We start from the raw sequence: 25,502 nt of genomic DNA, 5'->3' as shown, positions 1-25,502 counted from the left end.
AACGTTAGTAAAGTAATCGGTGATAATTAGGAGCAAAATAATGAGCTGGAAAAATAATTTTGAAATTTGGCAACAACAAACGGATTTGCCAAGTGACTTACAAGCAGACATGCAAAACTTAGCACAAGACGATGCACAGGCAGAAGATGCCTTTTACCAACCATTGTCTTTTGGAACTGCCGGAATGCGTGGCATCATGGGTGCTGGAATTAATCGCATGAACATCTACACTGTGCGTCAAGCCACTGAAGGGTTAGCACGCTTGATGGATAGCCTTGATGTAACGGTTAAAGAGCGCGGTGTCGCTATTTCGTACGATTCGCGACATCACTCAGCTGAATTTGCTTTGGAAGCCGCGAAGGTACTTGGTGCGCACGAAATCAAAGTTTATTTATTTGATGCATTGCGTCCAACCCCAGAGCTTTCGTTCACAGTACGCCATTTAAAAGCCTATGCTGGAATTATGATTACAGCTTCACACAATCCAAAAGACTATAATGGATACAAGATTTATGGTGAAGATGGTGGTCAAATGCCACCTAAGGAATCAGACATCATTACAGAGTCAAGTCGTCAAGCAGACATGTTTGCCGTACCTGTTGCAGATGAGTCAGCCTTGCGTGAAAAGGGACTACTAGTGACAATTGGTCAAGACATTGATGATGTCTACCTTGAGGCCATTAAGACTGTAACAATCAATCCAACGTTGACCCATGAAATTGGTCAAGATATGAAGTTGGTGTACACGCCATTGCATGGGACTGGAGCTAAAATTGCTGGTCCAGCTCTTGAAAATGCAGGATTTAAAAATGTCACAATGGTAGCTGCACAAAAAGAACCAGATGGTGATTTCCCAACGGTTGCGTTGCCAAATCCAGAAGATCATGCTGCCCTTGCGATGGCAATTGAAACAGCTTCTGAAAATGGGGCTGATGTTGCCATTGCTGTGGACCCAGATGCTGATCGAATGGGTGTAGCCGTTCGTCAACCAGATGGCACTTATACATTGTTGTCAGGAAACCAAATTGCCGCAGTATTACTAAATTACATTTTGACGGCTAAAGCGGATGCAGGTACATTGCCTGAAAACGGGGCTGTGGTTAAGTCGATTGTATCATCTGAATTTGCTACGGCAATTGCGGACCATTATGATATGGCAACAATTAGTGTGTTAACAGGCTTCAAGTACATTGCTGAACAAATTCAACACTTTGAAGATACAGATGAACATTCATTCTTGTTTGGATTTGAAGAGTCGTACGGATATTTGATGAAGTCATTTACACGTGACAAAGATTCAATTCAAGCCACTGTTATGCTTGCAGAAGTTGCGGCTTTCTACAAGAGTCAAGACATGACGCTATATGATGGTCTACAAGAGTTATTTGCACAATACGGTTATTTTGATGAAGAGACAAAATCAATGACCTTCGCGGGTATTGATGGTGCGGACAAGATGGCAGCCATTATGCAAGACTTTAGAACACAAACACCAACTGAGTTTGGTGGTGTGCCCGTAGTTAAAACGGAAGACTTTGATCAACAAACGGTTACCACAATGGCTACCGGTGTAGCAGAACCACTATCTTTGCCAAAGGCCAATGTTTTGAAGTATTGGTTGGAAGACGGTAGCTGGGTTGCTGTACGACCTTCTGGAACTGAACCTAAGATTAAGTTCTATGTTGGGACTAAGGCTAATACGCAAGCAGCTGCTGAAGCTGAATTAGAAGCAATTCAAAAAAGTATTGCGGACAAAATTGCAGAATAATGTTATTGATATAAGTGGCCATTTGGCTGCTTTTTTTGTATGAAAGACAGGTGAAATAATGCAAACAGTGATGGAAAACCTTTCGCAAATTGGGCAGCGATTAATCAATCAAACGCCGTTAGTCGGGATGAATGTCGGCATGCTGACAGCAGCTGGACAACAGGAGCAAGTTGCGCTAGGCTCCCGTGACGGAAATGCTGCGCATCCGGTTCAGACGGATACAATTTATGATTTGGCATCGTTAACCAAACTGTATACTGCTGCTGCATATATTCAACTGGTACGTCAATCCGACTTTGATTTAGCACGCACCATCCAAAGTGTTTTGCCACAGTTCAATTACACGGAAATCACCTTTCAACAAGTGTTACAACATACTTCTGGACTGCCAAGTAGTGTCCGGAAGACGACGCAATTAACACGAGAAATGTTGCTGACTGATTTATACAATCGGGAGCTGATCAGTGCGCCAGGAACTGAAATTCATTACTCTGACGTTGGCTACATGCTTTTAGGAGAAGCACTGAAGGTCATCACAGGCCAAACTTTAGAACAGGCGATGCATCAGTTGGTTTTTGAACCACTGGGGTTGCATGAAACTGGGTATCGGACACCTGCAATGCCAGGTTTTTATGATTTACCAAAAGAACGCTTTGCCCCAACTGAAGATGTTCCCGAGCGAGGTGGGTTATTACAAGGTACGGTCAATGATTTTAAAGCGAAATTATTGGGTGGGGCAGCAGGCCACGCCGGTATTTTTAGTACTTTAACTGATGCACTTACATTTAATCAGTTTTGGTTGGAACCCGATGTCGTGGCCTTATTGCAAGCAAATCGTTGCGATTTTCGTACGTTAGGCTGGCATTATTGGCGGTTTGGAGGCGAAGATAAACCATCAATTGAACAAGATTGGCTGTATCAAACCGGATTTACTGGAACGATTATGGCTTTGAACTTGAAAACCAATGAGGCATTAACGGTGCTAACGAATCGGGTTTACCCAGAACGAACGGTCTATGACCGCTGGCGGGTTGACCGGTACCAATTTCCACAAGCTTTTTTTGCGCAATAAAAACTTAAGTTTAGGTAAGGGTATTGTTTGTTATAATAACTACAAACACAACTTTAGGTAGAGAAAGCAGGTATTAAAATGGGAATTTGGATTGCTTTGGCAGTTATCGCTATTATTGTCATTATTTGGATCAATGCTTATAACGGATTAGTTAAAGCACGCATGTACACGCAAGAATCATGGAGCCAAATTGATGTCCAATTGAAGCGTCGTAATGATTTGATTCCAAACTTATTAGAAACAGTTAAAGGATACGCACGTTTCGAGAAGAGCACTTTGGAGAACGTCGTTGCTTTGCGTAATCAAATTGCACAGGTACCTGATGCAGATCACCAACAAAAGATGGATTTGTCAGATAAGTTGTCTGCTAACTTGAAGTCAATTTTTGCGGTGGCTGAATCATATCCTGATTTGAAAGCTTCACAACAATATGAAAAGTTGATGGAAGAGCTTACCAATACAGAAAACAAAATTGCTTATTCACGACAATTATTTAATTCTTCTGTAGCTAGCTACAACACAAAGTTACAAACTTTCCCAACGAATATCGTTGCCTCAGTTCATAAATTCAAGCCTGCAAAGTTCTTGGAAACACCTGAGGAAGAAAAGGTACAAACTAAGGTCTCATTTGACGACCAAGGGTTATAAGATAAACGAGGAAATCACATGCTTTTTGAACAAATTGCCCAGAATAAACGAAAAACAGTCATTTTAATTTTTGGCTTTTTCTTATTTACAGCAATTGTTGGTGCAGCTTTAGGTTATTTCTTGATGGCAAGTTGGTCAGCAGGGGTGTTGATTGCCTTAGTTGCAGGTGGTGTTTATGCCTTCTACATGATGAGTCAATCAACGGATGTCGTGATGTCCATGAATCATGGCCATGAAATTACAACGGCAGAGCAAGCGCCGGAACTGTGGCATATCGTTGAAGATATGGCACTGGTGGCAAATGTGCCAATGCCACGGGTATTCATTATTGATGATTCAAGTCCCAATGCCTTTGCAACAGGAAATAAGCCGGAAAATGCAGCTGTGGCAGCAACGGTTGGTATTTTACAAAAATTAAATCGTGAAGAACTTGAGGGCGTGATGGCTCACGAGATGACGCACGTGCGCAATTACGATATTCGAATTCAAACCTTAGCAGTGGCCCTAACGTCGGTTATTACCATGTTAGCTAATTTCGGAACAAGTTTTTGGGGTTGGAGTTCACGGGATCGTGATAATCAATCAAGTAACATCTTTGGTATCGTTATGGCTGTGATTGTCATGATGTTGGCACCGTTAGCGGCCACAATTATTCAGCTTGCGATTTCACGTAATCGAGAATTTTTAGCTGATGCAGGTGCAGTTGAATTAACACGAAACCCACAGGGGCTGATTGATGCGTTGACTAAAATCTCAGGCAGCGGACCAATGGCCGAAGAAAATGTTGCGCCAAGTAGTGCAGGATTATATATTGGTGATCCGCTCAAAAAAGAGAGTCGGATGAGTCATTTATTTGATACACATCCACCAATGGAAGAACGCATTGCCGCTTTACGTCAGATGTAATCCACAAAGAAGTTTGGACAAATTGTCCGAACTTTTTTTATTTACGATAAAGTATGGTATACTGTTAGCTTACTGGTTGTCGAAAAGACCAAGAAGGAGAAAAAATGAAGAGAAAAGCACCGGTTGTAAAAAACCAAGAATTTGAAGCCACAGTGATTGATATTACCTATGAAGGTAACGGAGTGGTGAAGTATGAAGACTTCCCAATTTTCGTTGTTAATGCTGTGCCAGGCGAAAAAATTCTTGTGGGGGTAACTAAGGTTACGTCTAACTTTGGATTTGGACGTGTTATTCGCCGTTTGGAAGAGTCACCAGATCGTAATACTGAAATTGATACTAAGGTCTTAACTTCAGGCGTTGCGCCATTGGCTCACCTAACATATGACGCGCAACTAAAACATAAACAAAAGCAAGTCGCTGATGTGTTCAATAAGCAACACGTTGACGTTGAAGTACTACCAACTATTGGTATGGAAAACCCATGGGGTTACCGAAACAAGGCCCAAATCCCTGTTCGCGAAATTAATGGCGAAGTGACGACTGGTTTCTACCGTCGTGGCTCACACCGTTTGCAACCTATGGAAGATTTCTACATTCAAGATCCAGAAATCGATAAGGCAATTGTCGTTGTACGTGATATTTTACGTAAGTACCACGTTGCTGCCTATGATGAAGAGAACCATAAGGGTGTTGTCCGTACAATTATGATTCGTCGTGGACACTACTCACATCAAATGATGATCGTTTTGGTAACGCGTGCTAAGCGCTTGCCTACAGCTGAATTTATCATTAATGATATTCGTGAGGCCTTGCCAGAAGTCGTATCAATTATTCAAAACGTGAATCAAGAAAAGACGAACGTTATTATGGGCGACACAAACAAGGTCCTTTGGGGCGAAAAAGCCATCAAGGATACTTTGCTAGGAAAGACGTTTGCCATCGGGCCAAACTCATTCTACCAAGTGAACCCTGAAATGACTGAAGTTGTGTATCAAAATGCTGCTGATAAGGCAGAGTTGAAGCCAACGGACGTTGTGATTGACGCGTACTCAGGTATTGGAACTATTTCATTGACCATTGCCGATCGTGTTAAGTCAGTACTTGGGGTCGAAGTTGTTCCCGAAGCGGTTGATGATGCCAAGCGTAACGCCGATATTAACGGTATTCAAAATGCCAAGTTTGAACTTGGTAAGGCTGAAGATAAAATGGCTGAATGGGCTGCAGATGGTCTAAAGCCGGATGTTATCTTCTTGGATCCACCTCGTAAGGGTCTAACGCAAGAATTGATTGACGCTGCGGTTGAAATGGGACCTGATCGTGTTGTTTACATTAGTTGTAACCCAGCTACGTTGGCTCGAGATGTCGCTTTGTTCCTTGAACAAGGTTACCAAATCAAGGGTGATGTACAACCAATCGACCAATTCCCACAAACAACTCACGTGGAATCAGTGACAGTTTTGGAACGTAAAGCTTAATGATTAAGAACTCCCGCTTAGTTATCTGAGGGGGAGTTTTTTAATGGAACCTGTCCAGCCCCGTTGAGCAGTGAAATCCGCCGCACAGTGGTGTATAATTAGGGTAAATTGCGTTAAAGGAGTCGATGTAAACATGGCAAAATTAGTAATAATGCGTCACGGTCAAAGTGAATGGAATGCTAAGAATTTGTTTAATGGTTGGATTGATACGGATTTAAGCGATGCGGGTGTCACTCAAGCACATCAAGCTGGTAGTTTGCTTGCAGAGACGCAGATCCAATTTGATTTTGCAGCAACGTCTTTGCTGAAACGCGCGATTAAAACCTTGCATATTATGTTGGAGGAAACGAACCAACTATATGTCCCTGAGCAAAAAACATGGCGTCTTAATGAGCGTCATTATGGAGCTTTACAAGGGGTGAATCGCGATGATGCACGAGCAAAGTGGGGCGAGGCACAAGTTCATGAATGGAGACGAGCTTATGATGTGTTACCACCACAAACGCAAGGACATCCAACATCGATTACCGTTGACGGTAAAACATATCCGGCCTTTGATCGACGATATGATGATATTCCTGAAACTGAGTTGCCACATGGCGAAAGTTTGAAGGTTGCGTTGGCGCGAATTTTACCATTTTATGAATCGGTAATTGTGCCGCATTTACAGGCTGGAGAAAATGTCCTAATTGTTGCCCATGGAAGTACCGTACGAGCTTTAACGAAACATATTGAGCATATTTCTGATGCTGATATTATGCACCTTGAAATTGCCAATGGTGAGCCAATTATTTATGATTTAGATGATCAATTGGTTGTTACAGATAAGCAAGTTATATGACAACAAGGTCGTAGTTTTAACTGATGTAATGATAACTAAAAACATGCAATACAATAGCGTGAGGGGGATGATAATATGCTAAAATTAGGGGTTATTGGAACAAATTGGATTAGTAAAATGTTTGTTGAAGCTGCAGAAACAACTGGCCGTTATCAGCTGACAAGTGTCTATTCACGTCGTGAATCGACAGGACGTGAATTTTCAGATGACGCAGCTGTTTTCACTGATTTAGCTGCTTTTTATGCCAGTGATATCGATGTTGTTTATATCGCCTCACCGAATAGCCTACATTATCAACAAGTGAAGCAGGCCATTGAAAACGATCTACAGGTTATTGTTGAAAAATCAGCCTTTTCCAATCCAAAAGAGTATGAAAAAATTTACTCTTTGTTACGCTTGCACCCAAACGTACACCTGTTTGAGGCAGCTCGCCATATTCATCAGCCAAACTTTAAGGCAATTGCGGCCAAAGTTGCTGAGATGCCAGTGATCTCTGGGGGAACGTTTGTCTATGAAAAGTATTCATCCCGCTTTGACGCCTATCTAGCTGGCGAAGAACCCAATGTTTTGACACGTGAATTCAGTGCGGGGGCCCTCACTGATTTAGGTGTTTATCCTATTTATGCCATCGTAGCTTTGTTTGGATTGCCAGATTCAGTGCACTATTTTGCAACCAAACTTGCAAATGGCGCCGATGGACGTGGGACAGCCATTTTACGTTATCCAGAATTTGATATGACTGCACAATTCGGTAAGATGTCAAATAGTTACCAACATTCAGAAATTATGGGGCGTAAAGACACGATTATCATTGATAATATTGCTGAGCTAGAAAACGTAAGTTATAACGATGGTGTCGGCGATGAACTTGTTATCAGTGATCCTGCTCCTGAAAACCCAATGATTGCTGAAGCTAATGATTTTGCAGCAATTATGGAAGAGCCTGAAACGCATGCTAACGAATATAAAGAATTATTACTAACAAGTCAGCGCGTAAATTTGGTTTTGACAGATTTGCGTCAATCAGCTGGGATTGTATTTCCAGCAGACTAAGTGACTTAACCGACCCAAGGAGAAATAATGCATCAAAAATTTGAAGAAAAAATCCAATCAAGTGGATTCAGCGAATTAACACCGATTCAAAAAGCGGTGTATGAGCCACTTAAAGATGGACGTTCAATCGACGCTTTAGCCCCAACTGGAACTGGAAAAACATTGGCTTTTACTTGGCCATTACTTGAAAATGTTACCCCAGATGATGGGGAGCAATTGCTAGTTCTCGCACCATCTCAAGAACTTGCTATGCAAACAACACATGTGATGCGTGAATGGGCAAGCACGCTCGGACTAAAAGTATTGTCGCTAACTGGTGGTGCTAACATTAAAAATCAATTGGATCGCTTAAAAAAGCATCCTGAGGTTTTAGTCGGAACACCTGGTCGTGTTGTTGAACTGATTAATAATAATAAATTGAAGTTGGGACGCCTACGGACATTGGTTCTTGATGAGGCTGATGAACTCTTGCGTGATGATACAGCAAAACAGGTTGATGAAATCTGGGATGCCATCGACAATTCAGATGTTCAAGTCGCTCTATTTGGTGCCACTGAAGTAGATGAAAAGATTGCAGCCGGCGTGTTTGATCGTGAGTTTGAGCGCATTGATCAACGCGACGTGCCAATGCCAACGAAGATCGAACATGAGTTTTGGTTAACGGCAACTGATCAACGAAACAAACGATTACGTCAGCTAGCGGCCCAAAAGAAAATGCAGGCCATGGTTTTTTTCAATACAACAAAACAATTGAAAATGACGGCGAACTTTCTAGCGCATGAACATATTGGAATGGCGACTTTGGTCCGTGGTGACTCAAGTTCAACACGTGAACGTGCGATGCGTTCGTTTAAGAATGGGGATGCTAAATTCTTGTTGACGACTGATGTTGGGGCGCGTGGATTAGACATTCCTGATTTACCGGTTGTCATTAACTTTGATTTGCCACGAGATGGGGAAACTTATACACATCGTTCTGGTCGAACTGGTCGAATGGGCAAAAATGGCTTGGTGATTACTTTTGGTAATGATCATGACGCGCGTGATTTAAAGCGTATGGTTGCCGTTGATATTGAAGTTGTGAAGGGGCGTCCACGCTTATTGGAAAATGATTCAGCCATCCTGCGAAATAGTCGGGCCGGTGGGAATAATAAGCCAAGTAGTCGACCTTCGTCTGGTAAAGGTAAGGCGGCAACTAAGGTAGCTCAACCTAAAAAGAATGTAACTGTTAAAACAGATGATTCAGATAAGCCAAGTACATCTGCTAAAAAAAGCACAAAGTTCGTGAAACCGGTACGTAAAGAACAGGAAGTACAGTCACGAGAAGATCGTTTTGCCAAAGAAAAAAAGGCTAAACGTAAGCATCGAAAAGATAAGGGAAAGCCTAAGAAAGCTTAATCGATGCGCTTTTAGTAAGAGTTTTGCTTGTGAAAAATAGTTGTTAATATATTCACATAATACACTAACTATGTTATAGTTAGTGTATTATATTTTTGTTGAAATGGTGAGGGGTGAAAGCATGACTGAAGACAAAGAACACGTCCATACAACTGAAAAGGATATTCCACGTGCAACCGCACGTAGATTACCCATCTATTACCGTTATTTGAAAATTTTACTAGATTCTGGCGTAACACGAATCTCATCAAATGAACTTTCTAAAGCTGTTAAATTTGATGCAGCAACGATCCGACGTGATTTTTCATACTTTGGGGCGCTTGGTAAGCGTGGGTATGGATATGATGTTAAAGAATTGATGGAATTCTTTGGTGATATTTTGAACCAAGACAATTTGGCTTCAGTTGCCTTAGTTGGGGTTGGTAACTTGGGTCAAGCCTTATTGAACTTCAATTTCCACCAAAGTTCAAATGCGCGCATTTCGGCGGCATTTGATGTCAATCCAAAGATTGTAAACACCATTCAAGCTGGTGTGCCAATTTATAGTATTGATGATTTGGAAAAGCAAATTCAAGATCAACGGATTGAAGTGGCTATTCTAACAGTGCCCGCTGAAGAAGCACAAAAGACGGCTAAACGTTTAGCCGATGCAGGGGTACGAGGCATTTTAAACTTTACACCATTGCGTTTGGATGTACCCAAGGATGTGCGGGTTCAAAACGTTGACCTAACGAACGAATTACAAATTTTGTTGTACTTTATCAACAATTTTGATGCAGAGCAGGACTAACTAAAAATGGCAGATAAGAAAAAGACGACAAGTCGGAAGCATCACTGGTGGTCGACCTTAATATATGTTGTGCTGATTATTATCGCACTGGGATTGATTTTTCATAATCAAATTGCAACTTTTGCCATCAATACGTTTGAACCAAAAGTGACCCAAAAAACCATTAATAAAGCAGATCAAACAAAAAAAGATGCAAACTACGACTGGAGTAAGGTGAATACCTTATCAGCACAGCAGATTCTAAAAGCACGCGTCAATGCTGGAAAAGTTGATTTTATTGGTTTTGTTTCTGTACCAGAAATTGGTTTGTCAGTACCGATTGCTAATGGTGTTAGCGATACAATTTTGTCATTGGGTGCCGGGACCTTAAATGAAAACCAACAAATAGGACAAGGAAATTACGCGTTAGCTAGTCACTTTATCCAGGGCGATTCTGGTAAAAAAGTTCTTTTCTCACCAATCTACTATCACGGAAAAGTTGGACAAAAAATCTACTTAACGGATATGAAGAAAGTGTACGAGTATAAGACAACCAGTTATCGCGTGGTGAAGCCGACTGATGTGCAGGTTGCTGACCCAATCCCTGGTCGTAAAATGGTCACGTTAATTACATGTGATTATACAGCTGAGCGTGGACGTGTTATCATGCAAGGAGACTTAACTAAGGAAATGCCATTTAATCAGGCGCCTCAGTCAGTCTTGGATTCGTTTGAAAAGGATAACCGCTGGATTAAGTAAAGGAGTGTATAAATATGGCTAAGAACAAAAACAAAAATGGACAATCAGGTGCAGGTCGCTTTTTTGCCCTTGTTGGACTAGGTATGGCTGCATTTAATCTATTGCAAGCTTTAAAAGATTATCGTAAAAAGTAAACAAAAAACGAAGGTCCAGGTAATTGGACCTTCGTTTTTTTATTGTTCAATATAGATGAATTCAGCTGCATGTCGCGTAATTTGTAATTCACGCTCATCATTGTTTAGAATCAATGGGCCATCAAAGGGGAGGCGTTCTTTAATGGTCCATGTTGAATTAAGGGGTAAGCCAATTGTTTCAACATAACGCAATAGCTCTAAATCTTCAGTGAAGGCGTGGATGGTAATGGTTTCACCATCTTTAGCATCATAAAGACTGGTTAACTTTTCAGGGGAGTAGTGATATTCTGCATCGGGGATAGGAAGCCCCTGTGGGCTGTATTTAGGATGCTTAAGGAAACTATCAAGGGCGTCCATTAATTGACCAGTTGCATCGTGATCGAGATGATCCGCATTGTCGTGGGCAACTGAGACAGGAAGGTCCAAGTCCTCAGCGATAAAGGTTTCAAAAAGGCGGTGCGAACGAATCAAGCGAATGGCTGTTTCTCGTCCAGTTTTTGTTAGGGTAACCCCATAATAAGGGACAACATTCACTTCACCTGTCTCTTGCAATTTAGTTAGCATATTTGAAACAGAAGATGGCGTCACGTGTAAGTGATCGGCAATCTGGTTGTTGGAAATTTTGGTTGACTCATCGCCGCCACTTAATTCTAAAATTGTTTGTAGATATTGGGTTTTCGAAACTGAATCACTCATAAAATGTTCTTCCTTAAATAAATTTAAATTCTGTTTTTATATTATAACATGTTTTGACCGTTAAAATTTTACACTTTATAAAAAATAATTAAGTGTTGAAACTAAATTGATGATATGTTAAATTTAAATCAGCCCACGATATGATTTATGAATGAGGAGGATTGCTATGAATATAGTCACAACATCGAATCAGAACACCACGTTAGACGACTTGATACAAATTCAAGCAAGTATTACCCCCCAGGTATTCAACGCTTTGCTTACGGCGATCCATGATCGCGAACATGCTGACATCTACGTCGGTCGGGTGACGGGTAGTTGTATTAATCGAATTGCTGTCGGTGATGTTGCAGAACAATTCATCTTGCGTTTTCGAACCCCAACGGAACGTGATCGATTCATGATGGCATTTGAACGAGCTTGTGAAAGTGCTGGTCGCAATGTCATCAAATCATTTTAAACACCGCAGTGACAATTCTTAAAATGCATAACAATCTATTGTTGTTATATTTTTTAAGGATTCGCAACACTAGTGTTAAAAAGAAGGCCCTTCAGTTTTGAAGGGCTTTTTTCATTGGCTAATGTCGATTTTCTTCAGTGGCGCAACAAGGTGTTTTTTATGATGACTTCTAAGTTATTGAGCATTTTAAGTGGGGTGGCATGGTATAATCAGTCAGGATGTGCGTTAGCGTACATTAAATGGGAATAAGTTAAGATGGAGAATGGGAAGAAAGATGAAAAATTACATACTGGTTGGCGTTGGTGTATTGACCGCTATTACGATTGGAATTGCGAGTTTTCTTCTGGTACAACAGCACGCGCTTAACCAGAAAATGGAAGAAGCGACGCGTGCAAGTAGTCGTCAAGTGGCAGCTAGTGCCCGAAAGAAAGAGGCTGACCTAAAGCGTAAGGAATCTGTCCTGAAACGCAAGGAATCCGAGCAAGCTGAATCAGCACAGAGTAATCAAGTGAATGTTGAGCCCACGAACGCTGTGGCAACAAGTGTTATTGAGCCTGAAGTTTCTGCCACAACCGACGCGCAACCCGCAAGTCGTTCAGCAACATCAAAGGAACGCCGACAAAGTGGTGGTTCTGGCACAGCCGTGGCTGTTATTGGGCGACCAAATGAAACACCACGCGAAGTAGACGACCAAACGCGAGCATATGTCGAAGCTGGTGTCTTGAATCCGCAGGGAGGGATGAAATATAGTCCAGAAATTGAATCCAAAGCCCAATCAAACCTGAAGCGTTATCAGGAAGAAAAGTAACTTTTGTGGAAACTGGCACGTGAAGAGATTTGTTTAATACAATTTTATGGTTTCTTGTATATTGTGCTGTATCCACCTAACATAACCTAATATATGTGGATGAAGTGCTGATATGACAGCGAATAAGAGTTATAGTATAAATTAGGTTAAACTAAATTGAGTTACGTTTTGTGTGGTGGTTGTGTTGCATTTGTGTTGTAAAGTAAAACTTATTTGAATAAATCTAGCCTACTAAGCTTGTCCGTTGTTCCTTGAGGATGACGGTTTTTATTTGCGCTAATATAAGGTGATTTGAGCAGTTTAACTATGTGTGTGACTAATTAGTTGTGTTCAGCATTTAAATTGCTCAAGCATGGCAAAAATGCACGAATTTAAAGCAATTATTAAATCATACATCTATGACTGGTTGTTTGATTGTTGATTATGCTGAGGTGGTTTGCTGACGTAACTCAACATGTAAGTGAGCCGTTGGCTGTTTTGAGACTTACAGACCTTTCAAGTTCTCTGCGCTGGAGGTTATGAATATGATTAAACAGAAAGGGCTGTGTATTAGGCGTGTGATTGAGCTAGCGATTGCTATATCAATTATTCTTGACGCTATAGGGTCGTTGGCGGTAAAGCTGGAGAAAGCTAATTATATTCGTCGCTGTGATCCTAATTGCAAAAAGAAAAACGACCATTCAATAGAATAGTCGTTCAAAAGTCTAATACTCAACACTTATGGCGTTAGGTATATTATTATCTACTTAACACTTTTAATTTAGTAAATCTTTGGTAAGGTGTTGTAAATTGGGCACAACAGCTTGTTCAAACCAAGGGTTTTTCTTTAACCAGATTTGATTTCGCGGAGACGGATGGACTAATGGAAAGAAGTCAGGCAAATAATCCTGATAATGCTTAACAGTTTCCGTTAATGTTGGATAACGAGTCTGCTTAAGATAATATTTTTGAGCATAATTACCAACTAACAAAGTTGTGGTTAATTTAGGCATTGTTGCTACTAACTTTGGATGCCACTTATCGGCGAAGCCGGAACGGGGAGCTAAATCGCCCCCTTTTCCCTTACCTGGAAAGTAAAAGTCTAAAGGTAAAATGGCTAATTTTGGATTATTATAAAATGTTTCACGGCTAATACCCATCCAACTTCTCAAGCGGTCGCCACTGGGGTCGTCCCAAAATAAACCGGATGTTTGTGCGCGAATGCCAGGCGCTTGACCAACGATTAAGAGCTTTGCTTCAGGATGGACTGAATACAGGGGCTTAATTCCTTGATCCGTGTAATTACGATTTTGTTCGTCTGCTTGAATCGCTTTAAAAATATCTGCTTCGTCCATAACATTTCCCCTAGAATTTCAATTTAATTAGTGTCACTGTGTGATGTCAGTCCCACTCAAGCTAATTAGCAACATCACGATAAAAATCCAAGTAATGGGCGCGATGTCGTCGCCAAAGATAATCCCGCCGGCAATAATTGATCCAAAGGCACCAAAACTAATACAAACGGGATAGGCGGTATTTAAAGGTGAGCTCTTAGTTGTTAGGGCTAAGAACTAAACACTTAGTGCTATGCCCTCAACGGTTGCAATGGCAAACTGGACGCTAGGTAAAACCGTTGATTGTTTTTAATTTTACTGATGTACCTAGTGGTGTAGATTAATGCTTTACTCCAATATGAGTTAGTTTAGCACATTAAAAAAATTGGGCAACATTTGCTTTACCATTCTGAGCCATTCTTTAATTGCTTTTGCGTTCATTGCGTTTCTCTGTTTTTATTTGGTCGTGGATAGGTTTCAATAATTGTTTTTCGGTCTCATCAGTGCCACCGTGTTCAGCGTATAACGCTCTAAAGTGAGTGATGACTTTGCGAACGTCTTTAACAGTGATGTCTTGCTCGTAAGCGACAGTTTCCGCAGTCTTTAGTTCTTGATTGAACGATTGGGAGACGATGGTCTGCTCTTGGTCGTTGAGCTCCTGATAAGCCATAAGCAACGCTTCACGCTGTTTTAGCATAATCGGGTATAAATGTTCATAAGTTGACAAGTAGACGCCAGTACAACGCCCACTATCAATATTAGACTTGCTAAGACGAATGTAATTATCTAGACGACCCGTAAAGTAATCTTGAAAGATTTTACGGCAATTCGTTCCTTTGAGCTTATTTTGCATTCTATGACCTCCATGGTATAATCGAATTGTTTATTATTTGGGGAGGCGTCTAGCGAAAGCTGGGCGTTTTTTTGTATATCATCCCTTAGAGAGTAGAGATAAATGGTGACGTTTTACCCTAAAAAATGCTAACAAATCCTAACATCTAACCTTAACATTTCTTAACATTTACTCCAGCATGCAATGTTAGCATTTGTTAGCATTTTGCTCCAACATCTAATGTTACCATTTGTTACCATGACCTTAGTATTTCTTAGTGTGTAACCCTAGCAAATCCTAGCATTGTAGTGCCTATTGAATGGGGATGAATGGGCTGATTAATAGCGGGTTAAAACCCTGATTTTTAGCGTTGCAACAAGTGCAACGTTTTTGAGACGCGTTGCATTTTTGAGTGCAACCCTAGGTGCAACCTTTTGACGTTAGGGGTGCACTTTTTTGCTTCTATTGTTAACATGGTTGCACCCATCTATTGACCTATTTTTACATAAAAAAGCAACCACATATTCAAGTAGTTGCTCCAGTTGTATTTATTTAAGCGTTCGATTGGCTAGTTGTAATGACAATAAGCGCGGTTCATCATTTGGGACGTCCATCAGGGTCGTGCCATAGTCAGCGATTAATTTGCGACGATACTCATCAAGAATTTTAAATCTATCAGGACGTTTAGCTTTTGCGACTTGTTTGGCCAAAGTATCATCCGCATAAGGAATTAGGTTTTTACTATCATGTACAGTGATCACTCGTTTAAGTTGATTCACTGGGACACGCAACTGTTTTGCAATGTTGGCCAAAGACAGCCCTTTGCGATGATACTCGATATAATCATCGTAAATCTGTTCCTCGGTTAAAAGCTGACTAACTGATTGTGTATTGTGTTTATGTTCTGGGTGTTCGTGGTTGAAACGGTTAACCATCCCTGTACGGTAAAAATACAATCTACCGTGTGGACTATTGTAGATAATGTCATCCATGGTCTTACCTGCTAATCGAGACCGTTCAAACGCTTTATATTCTTGCTCGTTCATATTCGGGTAGGCCGACGTCTCTTTTTGAGTAGCTGGTCCACGTTTCCCTTTTCCGCGTGTCTCTGGGAAATTGGGATATTCATGTTTAAAGCGATCTACATAGCCGTTTTTATGGTAAAAATCGTGTCGGTGTTTGTTAGTAGTAGCAATCTCACGGATAGGGTAGCCGTTCAATCGTGCTTGTTTAAAGTCTTCGTATGCTTGTTCATCCATATTACAATGCTCCAATCATTTTAAGATAAGTGGCTGAACGCTTTGCTAAATCTGTGAGGTTGTTTTTATGCGTCATTTGATACTGCATGAGGTCGCTGAACGCTTTATTTTCGTGGTATGTGGCAGTGCCTCGTTCATCCATCCAGTAAAACATGCCTAGAGTTAGACCATTAATAGCCCGCTCAACCATGTTTGCGATTTCTGCATTGGTCATTTTCGTGCCGTCAGTAAGTGTTTTAGCCGGATAGTTTTGTGCAAACCAACCTAAGGCAGTAATTGCATTCTCCAGCATGTAAGTATTCGTGACCACTTGACCAGTATGCTGTTGTTGCCAAGTAATAAAGCCACTTTCGTTTGCGTTAATAAAATTCATGAGTTTGTTGTCCATTGGTCGGATGCTCCTTTAGTGATTGAGTTTAAGTGCGGTAGCTTTATCTGTAAGGGCTTGTTTACCATTGTGGTGCAGTTCGTATGTTAGTGTGTTGATCACTTCACTAATTTCAAACAGTGAGGTACAACGATGAAAACTAAGCACTTCATATTTTGAATTATCTGTATTGTAGGGGTCGCATAAAAGGTCCATGTTATAATTGAGACCAGACCAAATACATAAATAAAATTCTTTGGTATCATCTAGCCAAATATAAACATTGGTTGATTTTTTCGTAAATCTAGATTTAATGCCATTTTGCAATTCACGTCATGGTTGTGCTTTGATGATCGTTTCATAAAATTGTTTGAGAACTTGTGCGTGTGTACGTTCGTCCAATGACAGTGCATTTAGTTGTACTTTTTTTGGTAATTTATCCATGTTTTTAGTGCTCCTTTGGTGATTTTAGTAGCCAATACCACGTTTTAACCAATGAATTACCAACTTTTTTTCTCTTAGAATGCAGTCATACCAACGGTTGTAGACCACTGCCAAAAATACCAATTTATTTTTCCTATTAGGTTCTATATAGGTAATATTACTTAACACTTATTACTGTTTTGGTGTTGGTAATTATGGTAGTTTGGTATTTTCCCATTCTATAGGCATTTATGGATAAAAAAACATGGTAAAAGCGTGGCTTTTTTTTGGTACATTTCACAAACATCACAAAGTTAATCTTTTTCTTCTAACCAAGTCATGCCCTGAATTACGTTTTTAAATCTTCCTTGGTTGTCTTGATCACTTTGATCAGATAACCCCAATCCTTTTTGTGAACGCTCCATAGTATAACCGAGTGATTTTGTCATGCGTTTTTTAACGTCTTTGGTAGTTTCGGGTTCTTGCTTGAGTTCGTCGACGTACTGTGAATAATTGGCATAAAAATTTTGGAAGGTAATCATTTCGTACGGGTTTGTGGTTGTTTTGGTGTTTTCATTGATGAAACTACGTAACATATCATTCTTCTGGACGAATTCGTTAGTTAAGTCGGTCATCGCTTGAGTATGAGTTAAAGTACCCCGTTGAAATGCGTTATGGAAAGCTTGGATGGCTTGTTTGGCGATATAAGGGAGCTCCTTTTCTAATTGGTCTAGCGGGAAACGACGTTCCATTTCCAACACTTGATCACCGCCTAAGACGGTTTTAATTTGCCAAGGTAGGAAACGCAAACGACGAATGGTTGAGTCACCAACGGGCAACTGTGGAAAGTCATTACTAGCTAACCATTGTGTGGCGTAACTCCTTAACTGAAATGAGTCTTGTCCCTTGTTTTCGGCGTCTTGGATGTCATCCCCAGTAATTGACTTGAGGGTTGAAATATCGATAAAGGCTTCGGTTGTATTATCCATGTACACGTTAATGAGCTTGTCTTGTAACGGTGCTAATGCGAATTTATTACCTTTATTCTTTGAGGCAATCTGTGTGAGTGATAGGGTGGCAACGTTATTATTACCACCCAGTAAAGGAATGAGGACTTTATTAGCAAACCAGCTTTTACCATTTCCACCGCTTGAAACAATGTAATAAATGGGTTGACCTAGAGCGTCGTAAGAACGATAAAAGCTATATCCAATACCCTCTAACACAGCGATTGCAGAATTTCCGAATACATAATTCATATAGTCATTGAAAATAGGAGTATCCTGATCATCAATTGGATATTCATAGTTGGTGATCCCACTGGTCAGCATGTCGTTGGCGTCATTGGGTTTAAAACTTAGGTCTTTCATGTTGACCGTGCCGTTTTTGAATGGGACTAGCCATTTTGTGTGTTCAGTTACGATAAACGGGTCGATGATATTGGCGTATTTAGAAGCCAACACGTTTTGCAGTTCTGCGACGCCGTATTTAACGCGATTGAAAGTGCTTAGTCCGTATTTGTTGAGTTCATCAAAAACGAGGGCTTTTAACTTAACAGGCAGTTGTCTAGAGTTCCCATAGCGCACCCAAAAAACGCCGTTAAAGTACGCACCGTTCGGGTTATTTTCGTTGTAGAAAAGAATATCTAAGTCTGCAATCTGGGTGGCTAGCTTGGTGTAATTAATGCTAGGCGTTCCGTTATCGTTGTATGCGAGCCAGTTAGGTGTTTCCGAGTGATTAATGACGTCAGCATTGCTAACCAGTTCCGAGAGTTTTTCTTCAGTCATTTAATATGTTCCTTTCTAGTAGCGCCAGTGTTTTGACCAGCTTGCAAATTTGTGTTTTAAGTCATCGAATGGGATAGGGCTAATCCCTCTATCATTGGTGGCTTGTACAACGTCGGCCGATAGTTCAATATCGCCCTGTGTGCTTTTAAAGACCCAACCGCCGATACTCGTCAACATATTGTCCCAACCACCAAAGTCCGAGTAATGTGTTTCGGGATCAAGTAAGGCGTTAATGATTTTACGGTTGTTCATTGCCCACTTGGGAATATTGCCAGTTGTGGGGACGCCAGTTGTGCGTCGACTGGCTGAGGTAGTGCGCGACAGATTTTCGTACTTACTCAAAAAGAAAGCAGTATCTAAAGGCTTGCCATCAGCCTCGATAATGGGCTCGTTGTGAGCGTTTTGCGTTGTGTATACATAAAGCCCTTGTAACTGTTTAAAGGCTTTCTGTGCCCCAGCAGGGTCAGCATTTAGGTGCATGTAGTGCGTAAGCACTTGCCAGACTTGGCTATATGCTTCAGCGTCTAATTCAACATCTAAAGGGATGGCTACTCGCAAACGTTCACTGGGTTTAATACCGTTGCTGATAGTTGGATAGATAACATGGTTGACTGTAAAACTATTCAAAAAGGCGTCAATGTGGTGCGCCTCTGTTTGGTAGTCTTTGCCATTGTCATCTACATCAATGAACAAAATTGAACGTGCCGTGATTTCGCTTTGACCACGATCTAAGCCTGTACTCGTTCCATAGACCACATACGGTGCATTAGTGTGCTTATAGCTTTCAATTTGTTCGTTGCTAGCTTGTAGCCATTGAGGGTGTTGTACAGATTTGAGCAAATGTTGCCAATCATCCCCATCTAGTTGCGCATACTGGCGTTGCATGACGCCCTGTGTGGTATAAATCATAGACGCCCCTCACGAAGGCAACGCTTAGTAAGCTCTAGGCTATAGTCTTGTTCTTCAATGGTCAGCGGTTGCTCTAGTTGATTATTCAAGATGTTTACCATACGTTTTAATGACTCATTGTTATCATTTTCAAAAATAAGAGTTGCTGTGATTAGTGAATGCATATAGTATCCAATTCTGGCGTCGTTCCAAGGATGAAGATATAAATTGAGATATACATTTGTTGCATTAATGCGTGTTGTGGAATGAATAGTGTTGCGATTTTGTGTGTTTTCGGTCATAATAAAGAAGCTCCTTAGTTATTGGTGAATTTCTTAGTGAGTAAGTTGTTAGTACCTTGGTCGGAGCTAACAATGGGATAATAGGCTGATGTGAGTTACTTCCGTTTCACACATCGGTCTTTTCTTTTGCCCAAAATTCGGTTAGGTCAATTTGTAGCAAGGTATCCACACGCTTCAATTCGGCGTTAGCTTGTCGGCTAAGTGGGCGAACAGCACTTTGTAATTCTTCGGCGGTTTCAATTAAGTAGTAGCCAGTGGGTTCACTACGACTTGAGCCAATTGGGATATGGTGCTTAATGATTAAGTCATTAACAATCTGGCTAATTAAGCGGGGTGTGGCAGGAATGTTTTCACTTTGTTCAATTAGGTAGACGATTTCGCTTTGTGGGCGTGGCCGTTCGGCACCTTTAGGCAGTAGATCATAAACGGCTTGTTGTAATTTACTTAGTTTAGGCATAGTCGACACCTCCTAAAATGAATGTCATGAGTTGTTGGGTGGTTTGTGTTTTGTGCCAAGGGAGCACGGTACTTTCAAAGAATAGGTTATAAATTTCCGGCATTGATAGGCTGTTACGGTTAAGACTAGTTAAACGATTTAAAAAGCGTTTAGCGGTTGCGTATAGGTTAGGCGAGTAAATAGCTGTATTAGAGTTTAAAAAGACGAGTGTGCTCTGTGTGAGCTCAAATATTGATACATACATAGTTAAATCTCCTTAATAGATTTGAATGAGCATTGACAACACCGTTTTAAAAGCCCTAATTTTTTGTTCATCAGTTAGATCGGCATTATCAATAACGGTGCAATTTCTAAGTGTGGCTAAAACAAGTTTGTCAGAGTCGGGGTTAATGGCTGTTTCAAGTAATTCAGCTAGTAATAAAGGGTTATGTTTAGGTATTTCAGTCATGCGTTGAGTCCTTTCTTGACGGCGTCCATAATAATGGTGTTCGTTTGTTCTTTAGATAACGCTACGTTATCTGATAGCAGGCTATCTTTGACCCGTTGCGCTACATCTTCAACAATATGGGTAATAAAGTTCTCATAGTCGGGGATGTCAGCGATAAGATAGCTCTTACGGCTGTGTGGATTGCGTGGTCGAATTAACGAGGCCAGTTCATCTAAATCATAAAGTTTTGTCCCTCCCTCGATATGCGGGTGTAACTTGCCTTGCTTCGTCCAATTACGGATGGTCATAATGGATACGTCAGCAAGTTGCGCAGTGTGTGTTTGATTTGCCACCATGGCACCATGTAGTGTTATAATGTTAGATGTCATATAAATATGTTCCTTTCATAGCTGGTCAATGCCTCTGTGGGAGGTATGTATAAGCGGTCTAGGTTTGTTCGCCTAGGTCGCTTTTTGTTTATTCAGCGTGCGTTAAAAATCCAATGTCTTCAGAAATATTCTCTGTAAGATCATGTAGTGTTGCTTTGCGGATTTTAGTAGTACTCCCATTGTAGGTTCGAGCGACACCTAGCTTGTTAGGATTGTCTAAAGCACGGCTTAGTAAGGTCAGATTGTCATTGATTTGGCTGAGTAGCGCGTCATCTTGCCCATCCCCATACGTGTCCTTATAGGTGGCTAGTGCGTCGTCAATGAGTTCAATTAATTCGCGGATTTTATCAGCGTCATGCTCTTTCAATTGAGCTTCACAATTAAGCTGATCAAGTGTTGGGTCGAGTGCCTCAATAAAACTATCTTCAACACGGTTCCAATGGAATTCAGTTTTTTGTTGCTCTAATCGTTCCTGCAGTTCCAAGTGTTCATTGAATGAATTGGTTAAGTCGCCACCTAATGAACGCGACAGGTCAATGGCTTGTAATTCAAATTGTGCCAGCATGTCTATAACATGATCACTATCTGCGTCTTCATAAGTCAGGGCAACGAGCAACTCGTTAACGATAGGTAGAATGCCGTATGTGTCCGTTACTTGAACGCTTGCTGTTTCTTCTGAACTGTCTTGTAACTTGTAAGTCATATAAATGCCTCCTTGGGCTGGTTTATCCATGCCTGAACTGATTAACAGCGGGTAACAATGTATAGAGTCGTGTGTATTAGCGGTTTAACGTCATGCTTGGGACAAGTTAAATCTGGTCGGATTCTAACGGGAATAATAGACTGATGGTTTCCAATTTGAATTGATACCGCGATACCAGTTCGTGATATAATAAATACGTTGTCGATAAGCGTCATCTCTTAATTGAGGTGGCGCTTTTTTGCATCCCCTCAATCAAGGTCATTGAAATAGGGTTGAATGTATCGAACGCCTAACTGTTTAGATAGGTAAAACCCAAACTGTGTGAGCCACGTATCGGTTAACTCCTCTGAATAACGCCCTGTTAATACGAACGTGATGGTTGTTTTAGAAATATTGAAGTGTTCAGCTAAATCGCCGTAAGAGATTGTGGCGCGTTCCATATTGGCACGGACGGTTGAGCACCGCTCGTTCTCTATTGGTGTTAGTTGCCGTGGCTGATGTTGAGGCATTTGTTTATCTCCTTTTAACTAAATGCGAATTGACAATGCATAAGTTTATGACTATAATTGCATACATAAAGAAGCGTTCAAAAACGCTGATATAACCCTATTTATAGCTTGGTAGGCATATATAATATGTGTTAATGTCAGTTTTTTTGTTTTCGCTGATTACTTAACAATGAATATCCTAAGTCATAAATTAATGTCTGTAAAGTGCAAAAAAGGTCATAATTATATGTCTTATGATTTTATTAATAATTGGGGATGAATATGTCTATTTTTGAAAGAACGAAAGAAGTAGCACAGAATCAAGGTTACACGTTACGCCAAGTCGAAGATTTGGCTGGGTTGTCGCCTAAGTCGCTTTATAATTGGAAAAAATCAAGCCCTAAGCTTGAAAATGCCCAAAAGGTCGCGGACGTCTTAAACGTTTCAGTGGACTATTTGCTTGGTAACACGGACGAGAAGCGACCAGCTAAAAAGAATCCACAAGATATGAATTCTGTTGAACTAGAAGAAGCCCTACGTGGCGAAGGTGCCTCTTTGCGTTTTGGTGGTAAAGAATTGTCTGATGAATATAAACGAATGATTCTAGACATCTTACAGAATTTAAAATAAGGGTTCTTATATGAATGAAGAATATTTTGAAAAATTGAAAAAACAGCAATTAAAAGATTTGGAAGATGTTGTTGATAACAAAATCTTTAATGCAGGCATTAGTATTGAGTATATAAATGGCCCCGAAGATGACCCTGATCTAATTATCCCTGCAAGGAAAATGATGATAATCAACACCAATTCAAATGTTGACCAACCAATTGTTTATCGTAAAGGGCATGAATTGAAACATTATGAAGAAGCTGACCCTCTTAGTGTTGAAGTTTATGAGTATTCGCTATTGTGTAAGAGACAAGAAGAGCGCTCTGCCAATGAAGGAGCTATTAAAATGTTTGCTAGTATTATGTATTCAGATTTGCCGAACGAGGCCCGAGACTGGACTAAAATGGTAGAGCTGTTTAATTTGCCTACATGGTACAACCAAATGGTGATGGATGCTGTTTATGATGACCCGACGGAGTTATTACGTTATTAGGGTCACTGTGAGCGACCATAAGGAGGTAACGATTTGTTAGTACCTTTTCGCCAATTCTGGCGAAAAACCTTTTACCCATAATTGAGGAAAAGAAAAAGCCGACCAATCAATAAGACAGGTCGGCAAGTAAAGGTGGTCGCAATTCACGACCTCGGTTATATATTTATTGGGTATGCGCAAAATTGCGTAGACCTATCTATTTGGTGGCGCAGATTTGAGCCTCGAGATTAATGTGCCCACAATTGGGCATAATTAGCTGAAGTACTGAAACGGTATGGCAGGGGTCACTGTGAGTGACCACAGATTAGCCAGTCCAGTTTTGGCTTTACCTAGTTGTCCATATCAGGACAACCGTCAACAGTTGTAACGACGGTATCACTTAGAAGTGTAACTGTTGGAGCGACCAGCGTACTTACAGGTACGGGGGTAACCAGTTCCCTTATAAGTGACTAGGTTATGGGTGTACTTGGAGGTACACCCATGAACAAGCGTACTTATAATTACAGTTGTTAATTGGACGGTCGTACTTTCAGGTACAAGCGTAGGCGAAACTACACTTGTACTAATAGTTATAAGTCGCAAGGGAGAATGTACAAATGTAATATATATTTTAAAAAGGGGAGTATTTTAGATGTTTAAGAAAAAAAAGGTGGTTTTTAAAAACGAACTGTCTGATGAACAAGCGCTAGCTCAATTTGAAATGATTAATCGATTAACAATTAATTTTGTGGAATTCATGAACGAACACGGGATGGTGGTAAATTTGCCAGTACCTACGTGGGATACGAGTTCAGTAGAAACAGATAAAGATAAGATAGCGATGGTAATGGACGCGACACATCACGTCGACTTGTATTTAAAAGAAACAAGAGTTGAAAGAGAAGCATAGTGCTTAAATGTTTACGTTGATAAATACAACCTTTTTTGGAGACAGTGTCGAACATACACTTATCTCTGTGTACGGCAAGTGTACTTTGAGATACGGCTGTAAATGTGTTGTTTTGTCCACTATGGGGGATGACTGTATCGTTGGTGTGATCATGTTTACGTGTTTGAAACGGGGTTGACAATGCCAGCGCTACGTTGAGAGCTATTGATTGACAGAAGAGTCAAAAATAATTTAATGCCCCCTATGGTTGTCGTATGCAAGGAGCGCACACAGTTCGCCTGCTCGTAAAAATTCCCAATTTTGAAAACTTTTTTCTAAGGGGGGGATATAGGACGCTAAACATTGATATAAAGGCATTTTAATTTGAAAAGGTGCAGTTGTTTGTCGGCTTTTTAGCGTAAAATTAACGAATCATAAGGCTATAAACGTTGATATATCAGCCTTTATAATATGACGGTACGCTATTGCATGCTTAATCGTTGATATAAAGGCACTTTTAAAGGTTGAACATGGTGGCGTTTTGTGGTGATGTAGTAAAGTGTAGGAGGGACCACTTACTTTAGGGTGTCAGAAATGTCAGATAAAAAAGAATGCTTTAATTTAATGGAGGAAAGAACATGTTAGGAATGGTAGCGCTAATTGAGTCAATATTGAGTTTGTTCGTTTTGTTTGTATTTATGAGGTCATTTAATAGTCTGACAAAAATTCAACAAATTACGCTTGGTCTTTTGGGGATAGTCGCGATTATTATGTTGTCTCTAATGATTCCTGAAATTATTACTGGATTTCATTGAGAAGAGGGAACGCTTTAAGACGTGTGTATGACTTTAGGGCGTTCAAGACGTCCGGAAACAAGGAGCGTATTTTATGAAACTCACACTTGCATTTGTTTTGATTGTGCTAGGCCTTATATCGATGTATAAAGGGTATTCAACGACCGATGATAAGAAAGTTAACTATACTTATTTCGCGCTAGGTGTTGTACTTTTTTGTATCGTGGTGCCTTTAATTAAGCCACTGTAATGCTCTAAAAATGTTTGATAATACTATCCTTTTTTAGGGTGTCGGAAATGTCGGGATACATCC

The 25,502-nt window shown here is 40.6% G+C and carries 31 protein-coding genes; 18 read left to right on the top strand and 13 right to left on the bottom strand.

Features of this window, described 5'->3' with window-relative positions; translation table 11 throughout:
* Positions 1-40 precede the first annotated feature (40 nt).
* The 10 genes from IE337_RS05955 to IE337_RS05910 all read left to right on the top strand — a co-directional run bounded on the left by IE337_RS05955 (position 41) and on the right by IE337_RS05910 (position 10,689).
* On the top strand, positions 41-1,768 hold the full coding sequence (locus IE337_RS05955) for a phospho-sugar mutase (RefSeq protein WP_191136159.1): 1,728 nt from the start codon (positions 41-43) through the stop codon (positions 1,766-1,768).
* 58 nt (positions 1,769-1,826) lie between these two features.
* A complete protein-coding gene (locus IE337_RS05950; RefSeq protein WP_191136158.1) occupies positions 1,827-2,840 on the top strand; it encodes a serine hydrolase domain-containing protein in 1,014 nt (337 codons plus the stop codon).
* Positions 2,841-2,918: 78 nt separating this feature from the next.
* On the top strand, positions 2,919-3,488 hold the full coding sequence (locus tag IE337_RS05945) for a LemA family protein (RefSeq protein ID WP_057744451.1): 570 nt from the start codon (positions 2,919-2,921) through the stop codon (positions 3,486-3,488).
* 18 nt (positions 3,489-3,506) lie between these two features.
* Complete coding sequence (gene htpX / locus IE337_RS05940) at positions 3,507-4,394, top strand: zinc metalloprotease HtpX (protein ID WP_191136157.1); 888 nt, start codon at positions 3,507-3,509, stop codon at positions 4,392-4,394.
* Positions 4,395-4,498: 104 nt separating this feature from the next.
* A complete protein-coding gene (gene rlmD, locus IE337_RS05935; RefSeq protein ID WP_057744445.1) occupies positions 4,499-5,869 on the top strand; it encodes a 23S rRNA (uracil(1939)-C(5))-methyltransferase RlmD in 1,371 nt (456 codons plus the stop codon).
* 133 nt (positions 5,870-6,002) lie between these two features.
* Positions 6,003-6,710: a 2,3-bisphosphoglycerate-dependent phosphoglycerate mutase gene (locus IE337_RS05930; RefSeq protein WP_057744443.1), complete on the top strand. Its 708-nt coding sequence runs from the start codon at positions 6,003-6,005 to the stop codon at positions 6,708-6,710.
* A 75-nt stretch (positions 6,711-6,785) separates the two neighbouring features.
* Positions 6,786-7,763, top strand: coding sequence for a Gfo/Idh/MocA family protein (locus IE337_RS05925; RefSeq protein WP_057744440.1), 978 nt, complete (start codon positions 6,786-6,788; stop codon positions 7,761-7,763).
* A 27-nt stretch (positions 7,764-7,790) separates the two neighbouring features.
* Positions 7,791-9,161 carry a DEAD/DEAH box helicase gene (locus IE337_RS05920; RefSeq protein WP_191136156.1) on the top strand — a complete coding sequence of 457 codons (1,371 nt, stop codon included), beginning with the start codon at positions 7,791-7,793 and terminating at the stop codon, positions 9,159-9,161.
* Between the two features lie 121 nt (positions 9,162-9,282).
* Entirely contained in the window at positions 9,283-9,951 is a 669-nt protein-coding gene (locus IE337_RS05915) for a redox-sensing transcriptional repressor Rex (RefSeq protein ID WP_057744434.1), read from the top strand.
* Positions 9,952-9,957: 6 nt separating this feature from the next.
* Entirely contained in the window at positions 9,958-10,689 is a 732-nt protein-coding gene (locus IE337_RS05910; protein WP_191136155.1) for a class A sortase, read from the top strand.
* 173 nt (positions 10,690-10,862) lie between these two features.
* Here the strand turns inward: IE337_RS05910 and IE337_RS05905 are convergent, their stop codons facing one another.
* The gene (locus IE337_RS05905) at positions 10,863-11,519 is read right to left on the bottom strand and encodes a metal-dependent transcriptional regulator (protein ID WP_057744428.1); all 657 of its coding nucleotides are present in this window, start codon (positions 11,517-11,519) and stop codon (positions 10,863-10,865) included.
* Positions 11,520-11,685: 166 nt separating this feature from the next.
* Between IE337_RS05905 and IE337_RS05900 the strand changes: the two genes are divergently transcribed.
* The 3 genes from IE337_RS05900 to IE337_RS05890 all read left to right on the top strand — a co-directional run bounded on the left by IE337_RS05900 (position 11,686) and on the right by IE337_RS05890 (position 13,479).
* Positions 11,686-11,979 (top strand): hypothetical protein, encoded by a 294-nt coding sequence (locus IE337_RS05900; protein WP_191136154.1) that lies wholly within the window; start codon positions 11,686-11,688, stop codon positions 11,977-11,979.
* Positions 11,980-12,253: 274 nt separating this feature from the next.
* On the top strand, positions 12,254-12,787 hold the full coding sequence (locus tag IE337_RS05895) for a hypothetical protein (RefSeq protein ID WP_191136153.1): 534 nt from the start codon (positions 12,254-12,256) through the stop codon (positions 12,785-12,787).
* 524 nt (positions 12,788-13,311) lie between these two features.
* Positions 13,312-13,479 carry a hypothetical protein gene (locus IE337_RS05890; protein WP_191136152.1) on the top strand — a complete coding sequence of 56 codons (168 nt, stop codon included), beginning with the start codon at positions 13,312-13,314 and terminating at the stop codon, positions 13,477-13,479.
* A 63-nt stretch (positions 13,480-13,542) separates the two neighbouring features.
* On the opposite strand, the gene IE337_RS05885 is transcribed toward IE337_RS05890, so the two are convergent.
* The 12 genes from IE337_RS05885 to IE337_RS05825 all read right to left on the bottom strand — a co-directional run bounded on the left by IE337_RS05885 (position 13,543) and on the right by IE337_RS05825 (position 22,443).
* Positions 13,543-14,121 carry a uracil-DNA glycosylase family protein gene (locus tag IE337_RS05885; protein ID WP_191136151.1) on the bottom strand — a complete coding sequence of 193 codons (579 nt, stop codon included), beginning with the start codon at positions 14,119-14,121 and terminating at the stop codon, positions 13,543-13,545.
* A gap of 400 nt (positions 14,122-14,521) precedes the next feature.
* Positions 14,522-14,953, bottom strand: a complete 432-nt coding sequence (locus tag IE337_RS05875) for a hypothetical protein (protein ID WP_191136150.1) — start codon at positions 14,951-14,953, stop codon at positions 14,522-14,524.
* Positions 14,954-15,480: 527 nt separating this feature from the next.
* Positions 15,481-16,191, bottom strand: a complete 711-nt coding sequence (locus tag IE337_RS05870; protein WP_191136149.1) for a hypothetical protein — start codon at positions 16,189-16,191, stop codon at positions 15,481-15,483.
* Position 16,192: 1 nt separating this feature from the next.
* Positions 16,193-16,579, bottom strand: a complete 387-nt coding sequence (locus IE337_RS05865) for a hypothetical protein (RefSeq protein ID WP_191136148.1) — start codon at positions 16,577-16,579, stop codon at positions 16,193-16,195.
* 716 nt (positions 16,580-17,295) lie between these two features.
* A complete protein-coding gene (locus tag IE337_RS05860; protein ID WP_191136147.1) occupies positions 17,296-18,768 on the bottom strand; it encodes a phage/plasmid primase, P4 family in 1,473 nt (490 codons plus the stop codon).
* Positions 18,769-18,783: 15 nt separating this feature from the next.
* Entirely contained in the window at positions 18,784-19,677 is an 894-nt protein-coding gene (locus IE337_RS05855; RefSeq protein ID WP_191136146.1) for a hypothetical protein, read from the bottom strand.
* The gene (locus IE337_RS05850) at positions 19,674-19,958 is read right to left on the bottom strand and encodes a hypothetical protein (RefSeq protein ID WP_191136145.1); all 285 of its coding nucleotides are present in this window, start codon (positions 19,956-19,958) and stop codon (positions 19,674-19,676) included. Before IE337_RS05850 ends, IE337_RS05855 begins: the two co-directional genes overlap by 4 nt.
* 106 nt (positions 19,959-20,064) lie before the next feature.
* Complete coding sequence (locus IE337_RS05845; protein ID WP_191136144.1) at positions 20,065-20,415, bottom strand: hypothetical protein; 351 nt, start codon at positions 20,413-20,415, stop codon at positions 20,065-20,067.
* 256 nt (positions 20,416-20,671) lie between these two features.
* On the bottom strand, positions 20,672-20,863 hold the full coding sequence (locus IE337_RS05840) for a hypothetical protein (RefSeq protein WP_191136143.1): 192 nt from the start codon (positions 20,861-20,863) through the stop codon (positions 20,672-20,674).
* Positions 20,860-21,231 carry a MerR family transcriptional regulator gene (locus IE337_RS05835; RefSeq protein ID WP_191136142.1) on the bottom strand — a complete coding sequence of 124 codons (372 nt, stop codon included), beginning with the start codon at positions 21,229-21,231 and terminating at the stop codon, positions 20,860-20,862. Before IE337_RS05835 ends, IE337_RS05840 begins: the two co-directional genes overlap by 4 nt.
* Positions 21,232-21,319: 88 nt before the next feature.
* On the bottom strand, positions 21,320-21,934 hold the full coding sequence (locus tag IE337_RS05830) for a hypothetical protein (RefSeq protein WP_191136141.1): 615 nt from the start codon (positions 21,932-21,934) through the stop codon (positions 21,320-21,322).
* A 248-nt stretch (positions 21,935-22,182) separates the two neighbouring features.
* The gene (locus IE337_RS05825) at positions 22,183-22,443 is read right to left on the bottom strand and encodes a hypothetical protein (protein WP_191136140.1); all 261 of its coding nucleotides are present in this window, start codon (positions 22,441-22,443) and stop codon (positions 22,183-22,185) included.
* Between the two features lie 261 nt (positions 22,444-22,704).
* Between IE337_RS05825 and IE337_RS05820 the strand changes: the two genes are divergently transcribed.
* The 5 genes from IE337_RS05820 to IE337_RS05800 all read left to right on the top strand — a co-directional run bounded on the left by IE337_RS05820 (position 22,705) and on the right by IE337_RS05800 (position 25,439).
* Positions 22,705-23,052, top strand: coding sequence for a helix-turn-helix domain-containing protein (locus tag IE337_RS05820; RefSeq protein ID WP_191136139.1), 348 nt, complete (start codon positions 22,705-22,707; stop codon positions 23,050-23,052).
* A 10-nt stretch (positions 23,053-23,062) separates the two neighbouring features.
* Complete coding sequence (locus IE337_RS05815) at positions 23,063-23,527, top strand: hypothetical protein (RefSeq protein ID WP_191136138.1); 465 nt, start codon at positions 23,063-23,065, stop codon at positions 23,525-23,527.
* Positions 23,528-24,158: 631 nt separating this feature from the next.
* Positions 24,159-24,416 (top strand): hypothetical protein, encoded by a 258-nt coding sequence (locus IE337_RS05810; protein WP_191136137.1) that lies wholly within the window; start codon positions 24,159-24,161, stop codon positions 24,414-24,416.
* Between the two features lie 617 nt (positions 24,417-25,033).
* Positions 25,034-25,210, top strand: a complete 177-nt coding sequence (locus tag IE337_RS05805; protein ID WP_191136136.1) for a hypothetical protein — start codon at positions 25,034-25,036, stop codon at positions 25,208-25,210.
* Positions 25,211-25,283: 73 nt separating this feature from the next.
* Entirely contained in the window at positions 25,284-25,439 is a 156-nt protein-coding gene (locus IE337_RS05800; RefSeq protein WP_191136135.1) for a hypothetical protein, read from the top strand.
* Positions 25,440-25,502 lie beyond the last annotated feature (63 nt).

The sequence above is a fragment of the Weissella viridescens genome (assembly GCF_014789145.1).
Taxonomy (GTDB): domain Bacteria; phylum Bacillota; class Bacilli; order Lactobacillales; family Lactobacillaceae; genus Weissella; species Weissella viridescens.
Note: the sequence above shows the minus strand (reverse complement) of the source record. Positions and strands in the feature narration are given on the sequence as shown.